Origin of the sequence: Mycobacterium sp. DL592 (assembly GCF_011694515.1) — a bacterium.
In the GTDB taxonomy this organism is placed as follows: domain Bacteria; phylum Actinomycetota; class Actinomycetes; order Mycobacteriales; family Mycobacteriaceae; genus Mycobacterium.
This window is the reverse complement of sequence record NZ_CP050192.1, coordinates 1,325,632-1,336,348: the sequence shown is the minus strand read 5'-3', so window position 1 is coordinate 1,336,348 and position 10,717 is coordinate 1,325,632. Positions and strand designations below refer to the sequence as shown.

At 61.9% G+C, this 10,717-nt stretch carries 6 protein-coding genes and 3 rRNA genes; 1 reads left to right on the top strand and 8 read right to left on the bottom strand.

Annotated features, from left to right (window positions below):
• Positions 1-3: 3 nt before the first annotated feature.
• From rrf to murA, 4 genes are all read right to left on the bottom strand, one after another.
• A 5S ribosomal RNA gene (gene rrf / locus HBE64_RS06485) occupies positions 4-117 on the bottom strand.
• 114 nt (positions 118-231) lie between these two features.
• Positions 232-3,351, bottom strand: a 23S ribosomal RNA gene (locus tag HBE64_RS06480).
• A gap of 403 nt (positions 3,352-3,754) precedes the next feature.
• Positions 3,755-5,275: ribosomal RNA gene (locus tag HBE64_RS06475) — 16S ribosomal RNA — on the bottom strand.
• The 16S, 23S and 5S rRNA genes sit together here, the layout of an rRNA operon.
• Before the next feature lie 292 nt (positions 5,276-5,567).
• The gene (gene murA / locus HBE64_RS06470) at positions 5,568-6,821 is read right to left on the bottom strand and encodes a UDP-N-acetylglucosamine 1-carboxyvinyltransferase (protein WP_167099313.1); all 1,254 of its coding nucleotides are present in this window, start codon (positions 6,819-6,821) and stop codon (positions 5,568-5,570) included.
• A gap of 60 nt (positions 6,822-6,881) precedes the next feature.
• Here murA and HBE64_RS06465 point away from each other — a divergent pair, with 60 nt between their 5' ends.
• A complete protein-coding gene (locus HBE64_RS06465; protein ID WP_167099310.1) occupies positions 6,882-7,475 on the top strand; it encodes a cob(I)yrinic acid a,c-diamide adenosyltransferase in 594 nt (197 codons plus the stop codon).
• A 1-nt stretch (position 7,476) separates the two neighbouring features.
• Here the strand turns inward: HBE64_RS06465 and HBE64_RS06460 are convergent, their stop codons facing one another.
• Genes HBE64_RS06460 through HBE64_RS06445 form a run of 4 tightly spaced genes read right to left on the bottom strand, consistent with a single transcriptional unit; the run spans position 7,477 to position 10,712 of the window.
• Positions 7,477-7,920 carry a DUF2550 domain-containing protein gene (locus HBE64_RS06460; RefSeq protein ID WP_167099307.1) on the bottom strand — a complete coding sequence of 148 codons (444 nt, stop codon included), beginning with the start codon at positions 7,918-7,920 and terminating at the stop codon, positions 7,477-7,479.
• A 17-nt stretch (positions 7,921-7,937) separates the two neighbouring features.
• Positions 7,938-8,303 (bottom strand): F0F1 ATP synthase subunit epsilon, encoded by a 366-nt coding sequence (locus HBE64_RS06455; protein ID WP_167099302.1) that lies wholly within the window; start codon positions 8,301-8,303, stop codon positions 7,938-7,940.
• Positions 8,304-8,336: 33 nt separating this feature from the next.
• A complete protein-coding gene (gene atpD / locus HBE64_RS06450) occupies positions 8,337-9,764 on the bottom strand; it encodes a F0F1 ATP synthase subunit beta (RefSeq protein WP_167099299.1) in 1,428 nt (475 codons plus the stop codon).
• Positions 9,765-9,788: 24 nt separating this feature from the next.
• Positions 9,789-10,712, bottom strand: coding sequence for a F0F1 ATP synthase subunit gamma (locus HBE64_RS06445; RefSeq protein WP_167099296.1), 924 nt, complete (start codon positions 10,710-10,712; stop codon positions 9,789-9,791).
• Positions 10,713-10,717: the final 5 nt, after the last annotated feature.

Sequence of the window (10,717 nt, the reverse complement as noted above, 5' to 3'; positions counted from 1 at the left end):
TGTGTTCGGCGGTGTCCTACTTTTCCACCCGGGTTGGGTAGTATCATCGGCGCTGGCAGGCTTAGCTTCCGGGTTCGGGATGGGTCCGGGCGTTTCCCTGCCGCTATGGCCGCCGTAACTTTATTCACTCGTTTGTGAGTGTGAAAATTGTGTTTTGGTGGTGGGGTGCAGTGATGTGTGTGGTTGTGGTTGCGAGGCAATGTGTCCTACAACACCGTGGTTTTGTTGGGTTGTTGTAAGTTTTCGGCCGGTTAGTGCCAGTTCCCTGCACGCATTGCTGCGCTTTCAGGTCTGGTCTATCGATCCCGTGGTCTGCGGGGGGCCTTATCCCACTTGATGGGTGAGAAGCCTGGTCTTGGAGAAGGTTTCCCGCTTAGATGCTTTCAGCGGTTATCCTGTCCGAACGTGGCTATCCAGCGGTGCCCCTGGTGGGACAACTGGTGGACCAGAGGTTCGTCCGTCCCGGTCCTCTCGTACTAGGGACAGCTTTCCTCAAGCTTCTGACGCGCGCGGCGGATAGAGACCGAACTGTCTCACGACGTTCTAAACCCAGCTCGCGTGCCGCTTTAATGGGCGAACAGCCCAACCCTTGGGACCTGCTCCAGCCCCAGGATGCGACGAGCCGACATCGAGGTGCCAAACCATCCCGTCGATATGGACTCTTGGGGAAGATCAGCCTGTTATCCCCGGGGTACCTTTTATCCGTTGAGCGACACCCCTTCCACTCGGGGGTGCCGGATCACTAGTCCCGACTTTCGTCCCTGCTTGACATGTCCGTCTCGCAGTCAAGCTCCCTTGTGCACTTGCACTCAACACCTGATTGCCGTCCAGGTTGAGGGAACCTTTGGGCGCCTCCGTTACATTTTAGGAGGCAACCGCCCCAGTTAAACTACCCACCAGGCACTGTCCCTGAACCGGATATACGGTTCGAAGTTAGAAGTCCAATACGATCAGAGTGGTATTTCAACAACGACTCCACCCACACTGGCGTGTGAGTTTCACAGTCTCCCACCTATCCTACACAAACCGTATCGAACGCCAATACCAAGCTATAGTGAAGGTCCCGGGGTCTTTTCGTCCTGCCGCGCGTAACGAGCATCTTTACTCGTAGTGCAATTTCGCCGAGTCTATGGTTGAGACAGTTGAGAAGTCGTTACGCCATTCGTGCAGGTCGGAACTTACCCGACAAGGAATTTCGCTACCTTAGGATGGTTATAGTTACCACCGCCGTTTACTGGGGCTTAAATTCTCCGCTTCACCCCGAAGGGTTAACGGGTCCTCTTAACCTTCCAGCACCGGGCAGGCGTCAGTCCGTATACATCGTCTTGCGACTTCGCACGGACCTGTGTTTTTAGTAAACAGTCGCTTCTCACTGGTTTGTGCCACCCCCCACCGCTGCCGGCCGCGAAGGCCATGACAGTAGGAGGTCCCCCTTCTCCCGAAGTTACGGGGGTATTTTGCCGAGTTCCTTAACCATAGTTCACTCGTACGCCTCGGTATTCTCTACCTGACCACCTGTGTCGGTTTGGGGTACGGGCCGTGTGTGTGCTCGCTAGAGGCTTTTCTCGGCAGCTGAGGATCACCGAATTCGCCTCACTCGGCTATGCATCACCTCTCAGGCACATGACATCCGGATTTGCCTAGATGTCGCCCTACAGGCTTGCCCCAGTATTACCACTGACTGGTACGGCTACCTTCCTGCGTCACCCCATCGCTTGACTACTACCAAAGAAGGTCCCACGCAGCCGGTACACGCCTTTCCCCGAAGGGATCGGTCTAGCACCATTTGGGTGGTTAGTACCTCTGATTCATCAGGGGCGCCCACACACGGGTACGGGAATATCAACCCGTTGTCCATCGACTACGCCTGTCGGCCTCGCCTTAGGTCCCGACTCACCCTGGGAGGACTGGCCTGGCCCAGGAACCCTTGGTCTTTCGGCGGGCAAGGTTCTCACTTGCCTTATCGCTACTCATGCCTGCATTCTCACTCCCACACCCTCCACCACTAGATCACTCTGCGGCTTCACCGGATGCAGGACGCTCCCCTACCCAACGCACAAAGTACGTTGCCGCGGCTTCGGCGGTGTGCTTGAGCCCCGCTACATTATCGGCGCACAATCACTTGACCAGTGAGCTATTACGCACTCTTTCAAGGGTGGCTGCTTCTAAGCCAACCTCCTGGTTGTCTCTGCGACTGCACATCCTTTTCCACTTAGCACACGCTTAGGGGCCTTAGCCGGCGATCTGGGCTGTTTCCCTCTCGACGCACGGAGCTTATCCCCCGCCGTCTCACTGCCGCGCTCTTGGACTTACCGGCATTCGGAGTTTGGCTGACGTCAGTAACCCTGTGGGGCCCATCGGCCATCCAGTAGCTCTACCTCCGGTAAGAAACACGCGACGCTGCACCTAAATGCATTTCGGGGAGAACCAGCTATCACGGAGTTTGATTGGCCTTTCACCCCTACCCACAACTCATCCCCTCAGTCTTCAACCTAAGTGGGTTCGGGCCTCCACGCGGTCTTACCCGCGCTTCACCCTGGCCATGGGTAGATCACTCCGCTTCGGGTCCAGAACACACCACTACACCACACACTGTTGTGTGGATACGCCCTATTCAGACTCGCTTTCGCTACGGCTACCCCACCCGGGTTAACCTCGCGACATGTCCCTGACTCGCAGGCTCATTCTTCAAAAGGCACGCCATCACCCCACGACAAGTCGAGGGCTCTGACGGATTGTAGGCACACGGTTTCAGGTACTATTTCACTCCCCTCCCGGGGTACTTTTCACCATTCCCTCACGGTACTAATCCGCTATCGGTCACTGGGAAGTATTCAGGCTTACCGGGTGGTCCCGGCAGATTCACAGCAGATTTCACGGGCCCGCTGCTACTCGGGTACCTACCACTACAGAGAACATGTTTTCGCCTACGGGGCTCTCACCCACTACGGCAGACCATCCCAGGCCACTTCGACTAACACATTCTTTTCTCACTGCAGCCCAGACCGGCAGATCTGAGAAGATAGGCCCCACAACACCGCACACACAACCCCTGCCGGGTATCACATATGCACGGTTTAGCCATCCTCCGCTTTCGCTCGCCACTACTCACGGAATCACAATTGTTTTCTCTTCCTACGGGTACTGAGATGTTTCACTTCCCCGCGTTCCCCCCCAACGCCTATATATTCAGCGTTGGGTGACACGACATCACTCGTGCCGGGTTTCCCCATTCGGACATCCTCGGATCAACGCTCGGTTGACAGCTCCCCGAGGCATTTCGCAGCCTCCCACGTCCTTCATCGGCTCCCAGTGCCAAGGCATCCACCATGCGCCCTTAAACACTTACAAACATAAAACCAAAAATGAGATTAGGAAAAATTGCACATCAACACACACCAACAACACCGTCCCCCAAAGAGGCCGGCGCCATACATTCGTGCGTGCTAGATGCTCGCAACCACTATCCACAAATCAAACACCACACCCCACCACCAAAGTGAGGCAACAACACTCCGACCCCGCCAACGCAGAGCCACCCCGCAACCGGGGCACAGGCTTGTTGTCTCAAAGCCCAACAGTGTGTTTGGCAGCACCAGGAACATCCCCCGAAGAGAACTCCCCGTCCCGGCTACTTTGCTTGTCGTGCACCAGAACCTGAAACCCACTACAGGCCAGGCCCATCCAACGAATCGCTGCACTCACCGAACCCCCACACGATGTGGGCGGGGCGCAGTCTCGTGGTGCTCCTTAGAAAGGAGGTGATCCAGCCGCACCTTCCGGTACGGCTACCTTGTTACGACTTCGTCCCAATCGCCGATCCCACCTTCGACGGCTCCCTCCCTTACGGGTTAGGCCACCGGCTTCGGGTGTTACCGACTTTCATGACGTGACGGGCGGTGTGTACAAGGCCCGGGAACGTATTCACCGCAGCGTTGCTGATCTGCGATTACTAGCGACTCCGACTTCACGGGGTCGAGTTGCAGACCCCGATCCGAACTGAGACCGGCTTTGAAAGGATTCGCTCCACCTCACGGCATCGCAGCCCTTTGTACCGGCCATTGTAGCATGTGTGAAGCCCTGGACATAAGGGGCATGATGACTTGACGTCATCCCCACCTTCCTCCGAGTTGACCCCGGCAGTCTCTCACGAGTCCCCACCATTACGTGCTGGCAACATGAGACAAGGGTTGCGCTCGTTGCGGGACTTAACCCAACATCTCACGACACGAGCTGACGACAGCCATGCACCACCTGCACACAGGCCACAAGGGAACCGACATCTCTGCCGGCGTCCTGTGCATGTCAAACCCAGGTAAGGTTCTTCGCGTTGCATCGAATTAATCCACATGCTCCGCCGCTTGTGCGGGCCCCCGTCAATTTCTTTGAGTTTTAGCCTTGCGGCCGTACTCCCCAGGCGGGGTACTTAATGCGTTAGCTACGGCACGGATCCCAAGGAAGGAAACCCACACCTAGTACCCACCGTTTACGGCGTGGACTACCAGGGTATCTAATCCTGTTCGCTCCCCACGCTTTCGCTCCTCAGCGTCAGTTACTGCCCAGAGACCCGCCTTCGCCACCGGTGTTCCTCCTGATATCTGCGCATTCCACCGCTACACCAGGAATTCCAGTCTCCCCTGCAGTACTCCAGTCTGCCCGTATCGCCCGCACGCCCACAGTTAAGCTGTGAGTTTTCACGAACAACGCGACAAACCACCTACGAGCTCTTTACGCCCAGTAATTCCGGACAACGCTCGCACCCTACGTATTACCGCGGCTGCTGGCACGTAGTTGGCCGGTGCTTCTTCTATAGGTACCGTCACTTACGCTTCGTCCCTATTGAAAGAGGTTTACAACCCGAAGGCCGTCATCCCTCACGCGGCGTCGCTGCATCAGGCTTGCGCCCATTGTGCAATATTCCCCACTGCTGCCTCCCGTAGGAGTCTGGGCCGTATCTCAGTCCCAGTGTGGCCGGACACCCTCTCAGGCCGGCTACCCGTCGTCGCCTTGGTAGGCCATCACCCCACCAACAAGCTGATAGGCCGCGGGCCCATCCCACACCGCAAAAGCTTTCCCCCACCAGGCCATGCGACCAGCAGGGTGTATTCGGTATTAGACCCAGTTTCCCAGGCTTATCCCAAAGTGCAGGGCAGATCACCCACGTGTTACTCACCCGTTCGCCACTCGTGTACCCCGAAGGGCCTTACCGTTCGACTTGCATGTGTTAAGCACGCCGCCAGCGTTCGTCCTGAGCCAGAATCAAACTCTCCAAACAAAAACAACCCATCCAAAGACAGGTGAATTCGAATCAGAACAAGCCTGACCTAACAAAAAGACACCAAAAACTGGCATCACAAACACCACACCCCAACCGGGGGATTAAAGGCATGGCAAAAAACAAACAACAAACAAAAACCACCAAACACACTATTGAGTTCTCAAACAACACACCCGCGATGAAACCCGCGAGCAGGCAACCCTGCCAGCTTACTTCATCTTAGAGTCGGCCGTCAAATTGCTGCTGCCATCCCATTCCTGGGCCCAGCGCAGCTGGCCGACCGCCCACACTACACGACTCTTTCGATCTCCGCACCTAGCCTGGCCAGATTCTCCACAAACAGCGGATAACCACGGTCGATGTGGAACACGTCGTGCACTTCGGTCTCGCCGTCGGCCACCAGGCCGGCGAGCACCAGACCTGCGCCGGCCCGGATATCGGAGCACCACACCGGCGCGCTCGACAGCTGCGGAAGACCCCGCACCACCGCGTGGTGGCCGTCAGTCCGCGCGTCGGCGCCGAGCCGGATCATCTCCTCGACAAACCGGAAGCGCGCCTCGAAGACGTTCTCGGTGATCATCGACGTTCCATCGGCGATCGCCGCCAGCGCGATCGCCATCGGCTGCAGGTCCGTCGGGAATCCCGGGAACGGCAGCGTCGCCACATTGCAGGCCTTCGGGCGGTCGTACTGGACGATGCGGAACCCGTCGTCGCTCTGGGTGACCGTCGCACCGGTGTCGTGCAACTTGTGCAACACCAACTGCAGGTGGGCGGGATCGACGCCGGTGACCGAGATGTCACCCCGGGTCATCGCGGCAGCGATGCCCCACGTCGCCGCCACGATCCGGTCACCGATCACCCGGTGCTCGGTCGGATACAGCTTGGGCACCCCGTTGATCGTCAACGTCGAGGTCCCGGCGCCCTCGACCTGGGCGCCCATCTGATTGAGCATCTCGCACAGGTCGACCACGTCGGGTTCCCGCGCGGCGTTGTGGATGGTGGTCACGCCCTCAGCGAGGACCGCGGCCATCAGGATGTTCTCGGTCGCCCCGACGGACGGGAACTCCAACTGGATCTCCGCGCCGCGCAGATGGTCAGCCGAGGCGACAACGCAGCCGTGCTCGATGTTGCACTCGGCGCCGAGCTGACGCAGGCCCGACTGGTGCATGTCGAGCGGGCGCGATCCGATCGCGTCACCGCCGGGCAACGCCACTCTGGCCCGCTTGCACCGGCCCACCAGCGGACCCAACACGCAGACCGACGCCCGGAACTGCCGCACAGCGGCGAAATCGGCCTCGTACTTGGGCTCCTCAGGCGAGGTGATCCGCACGACCGAACCGTCGAGCTCGACGTTGGCGCCTAGCCCACGCAGGACTTCGGCCATCAGCGGAACGTCGAGAATGTCCGGGCAATTGGTGATCGTCGTGGTGCCCTCGGCCAGCAGGCTGGCGGCCATCAGTTTCAGGACGCTGTTCTTGGCGCCGCCTACCGCGACCTCACCCGACAGCCGGTTGCCGCCGGTCACCACGAAACGCTCGCCCACGGGGCTGAGTTTAGTGGAGCCAACGCTGTTCGCCGGGACAGCCGCCGGTACCGTTGCGCTATGGCAGTCCACTTGACCCGCATCTATACCCGTACCGGTGACGACGGGACGTCCGGGCTGAGTGATTTCTCACGCGTGGAGAAGAGCGATCCGCGCCTGATCGCCTACGCGGACTGCGACGAGGCCAACGCGGCGCTCGGCGTGGCGGTGGCTGTCGGGCAACCCGACGAGGATCTGCGCAAGGTCCTGATCCAGATCCAGAACGACCTGTTCGACGCCGGTGCGGACCTGTCGACACCGGTCGTCGAGAACCCCGAATACCCGCCGCTCCGCATCACCGCGCCCTATATCGATCGCCTCGAAGCGTGGTGCGACCACTACAACGAGGACCTGCCGGCGCTGAACTCGTTCATCCTGCCCGGCGGCACGGCACTCTCAGCCCTGCTCCACGTGGCGCGGACAGTGACACGACGCGCTGAGCGGTCCGCCTGGATCGCGGTGAAGGCCTACCCCGACACGGTCAGTCCGCTGCCGGCCCGCTACCTCAACCGGCTCTCGGATCTGCTGTTCATCCTGTCGCGGGTGGCGAACCCCGACGGCGACGTGCTCTGGCAGCCGGGCGGGGCCGACGCCGAGCGGCCGCAGAAGACATAGGTCAGACGGCTCGGCGCCGCGACCGCGGCGACGGCCGCGACTCGACCCAGGACAGGAAGGCCGTCAACGCGCCCCGGTCCAGGGCGATCTCATATCCGCGGCGTCGTTCGGCGGTGATGTCGTGCAGTTCGAGTACCACGATCTCTTCGGTCATGATGTCGAACTCGTCGCCGCGCGGCCCGCGCCGGGAAATGACCTCGAGGCCGGGTCGGCCGAGCCTGCGGTCCGGCCACCAACGCAGCGACGACAGCCGATAGAACCGGGCCTCGTCACCGCGGTAGCGGATCACGCCGTGCCGCCAGCCGTGGCCGCCGACCGCGGGAATGTCGCGCAGGATCGCCGCGGTACCGCCCTGGCGCAGCTTCCACAGCCGGTAGCTCAGCGCGACGACGACGAGCAACAGCACAGTGCTGAGCGCGGCCATGACAATCATCGGCGCGCTCATCGGTCGCTGTTCCCGGTCTAGTCGAGTTGGCCGACGGCCCGCAGCCGGGCCCTGCCGCGAGCCGCGGTCTCGGGATCGTCGCTGGCGGCATCCGCCTTGGCGGCGTCGGCGTCGATCTCGGACTCGAACTCAGCGGACTCGGCGAGGATGGTGACACCGGTCTCGGTCACCGACAGGTAGCCGCCGTCGACGGCGATCCGCAGATCGTCCTCACCGTCACGCTCGACCCGAACCATCGCGTCGTCGACCAACTGGGCGACCAGCGGGATGTGGCGGGGCAGGATGCCGATCTCACCCGATGTGGTGCGGGTGAAGACGAAAGTCGCCTTACCCGACCAGATCTTGCGCTCGACGGCGACGATGTCGACGTCCAATTCGGCCATCTCACATCACCTTTCGGCTCGTCGTCGGGCGAATCACAGCTTGGCGCCGAGGCTCTCGGCCTTCTTCGCCAGGTCGTCGAGGCCACCGATGAGGAAGAACGCCTGCTCGGGCAGGTGATCGAACTCGCCCTTGGCCAGCTTGTCGAACGCCTCGATGGTCTCCTTGAGCGGGACCGTCGAGCCGGGCTGACCGGTGAACTGCTCGGCAGCCATCATGTTCTGGCTCAGGAAGCGCTCGATCTTGCGCGCCCGGTAGACCAGCACCTTGTCCTCTTCGGACAGCTCGTCGATACCGAGGATCGCGATGATGTCCTGGAGGTCCTTGTAGCGCTGCAGGATTCGGATGACTTCCTGGGCAACGCGGTAGTGCTCGTCGCCGACGACGCTGGGGTGCAGGATCGTCGAGCTCGACGCCAGCGGATCCACCGCCGGGAAGATGCCCTTCGAGAACACCGCACGCGAAAGCTCCGTGGTGGCATCGAGGTGGGCGAACGTGGTCGCCGGCGCCGGGTCGGTGTAGTCGTCGGCGGGCACATACACGGCCTGCATCGAGGTGATCGACCGGCCGCGGGTCGAGGTGATGCGCTCCTGGAGCTCACCCATCTCGTCGGCCAGGGTCGGCTGGTAACCCACCGCGGAAGGCATGCGGCCCAGCAGGGTCGACACCTCCGAGCCGGCCTGGGTGAACCGGAAGATGTTGTCGATGAACAGCAGCACGTCCTGGCCCTGCTCGTCGCGGAAGTACTCGGCCATCGTCAGCGCCGAGAGGGCGACGCGCATACGGGTGCCCGGCGGCTCGTCCATCTGGCCGAACACCAAGGCGGTGTCCTTGAGCACGTTGGCATCGGCGAGCTCGACCCAGAGGTCGTTGCCCTCACGGGTGCGCTCCCCCACGCCGGCGAACACCGAGGTGCCACCGAAGTTGCGGGCGATGCGGTTGATCATCTCCTGGATCAGGACGGTCTTGCCGACGCCGGCACCGCCGAACAGGGCGATCTTGCCGCCGCGCACGTACGGGGTGAGCAGGTCGACGACCTTCAGACCGGTCTCGAGCATCTCGGTGCGCGGCTCGAGGTCGGCGAAGGCCGGGGGCTTGCGGTGGATCGACCAGTGGTCGAAGTCCTTGCCGTAGCCGGGCTCGTCGAGGCAGTCACCGAGGGCGTTGAACACGTGGCCCTTGACGCCGTCACCCACCGGCACCGAGATGGAGGCGCCGGTGTCGGTGACCTCCACGCCGCGGACCAGGCCGTCGGTCGGCTGCATCGAGACGCAGCGCACCAGGCTGTCGCCGAGGTGCTGGGCGACCTCCAGCGTCAGTGTCTTGGCCAGCGCGCCGAAGGAGATGTCGGCGTGCAGCGCGTTGAACAGTTCGGGTACCGAGCCGCGCGGGAACTCCACGTCGACCACGGGCCCGGTGATGCGGACAACCCGTCCGGCGGTCTTCTCTGCGGTAGCAGTCATTTCCTCTTCGCTTCCCTACGTGGACTATTTCGCGTCGGCCAGCGCGTTGGCGCCACCGACGATTTCGCTGATTTCCTGGGTGATCTGGGCCTGGCGTTCGCGGTTGGCCGCCAGCGTGAGCCCCTTGATCAGTTCGTCGGCGTTGTCGGTCGCCGACTTCATGGCCCGGCGCCGGGAAGCCGACTCCGACGCGGCCGCCTCCAGCAGCGCCGCGTACACGCGTGTCGCGATGTAGCGGGGCAGCAACGAGTCGAACAGCGTCTCGGCGTCCGGCTCGAACGAGTACAGGGTGTGCGGTCCGGTCTCGACCTCACCGACGTACTCGACGACCATCGGCGCGATCCGCAGCGCCTGGGCGGTCTGCGAGAGCATCGACCGGAACTCAGTGGACACGATGTGCAGCTCGTCGACGCCGAGGATGCCGTCGGCACCCGGATCGTCACCGTCGTCGTCGGCGCCGGACAGGAAGGCCGTCACCAGGGTGTCGGCGATCCGCTTGGCGTCGTCGTACGTCGGCCGCTCGGAAAAGCCAGTCCACGATTCGATGACCTTGCGCTGCCGGAAGCTGTAGTACCCCAGCGCCTTACGGCCGACGACATAGACGACCGGCGTCTTACCCTGGTCGCGCAGCAGCGAGAACAGCTCCTCCGCCCGGCGCAGCACGTTGGCGTTGTAACCACCGCACAGACCGCGGTCCGAGGACACCACCAGCACACCGGCCCGCTTGGGCTCCGGCCGCTCGACGAGCAGCGGGTGATCCAGCGCGCTGGCGCCGGCGAGCTCGGTGAGCATGCTGGTGATCTGGGCGGCGTAGGGCCGGGCCGCATCGACCCGGGCCTGCGCCTTGGCGATCCGCGACGTGGCGATCAGCTCCTGAGCCTTCGTGATCTTCTTGATCGACGAGGCGGATTTGATACGTCCGCGTAGTTCGCGCAGTGTGGCTGCCATTGGTT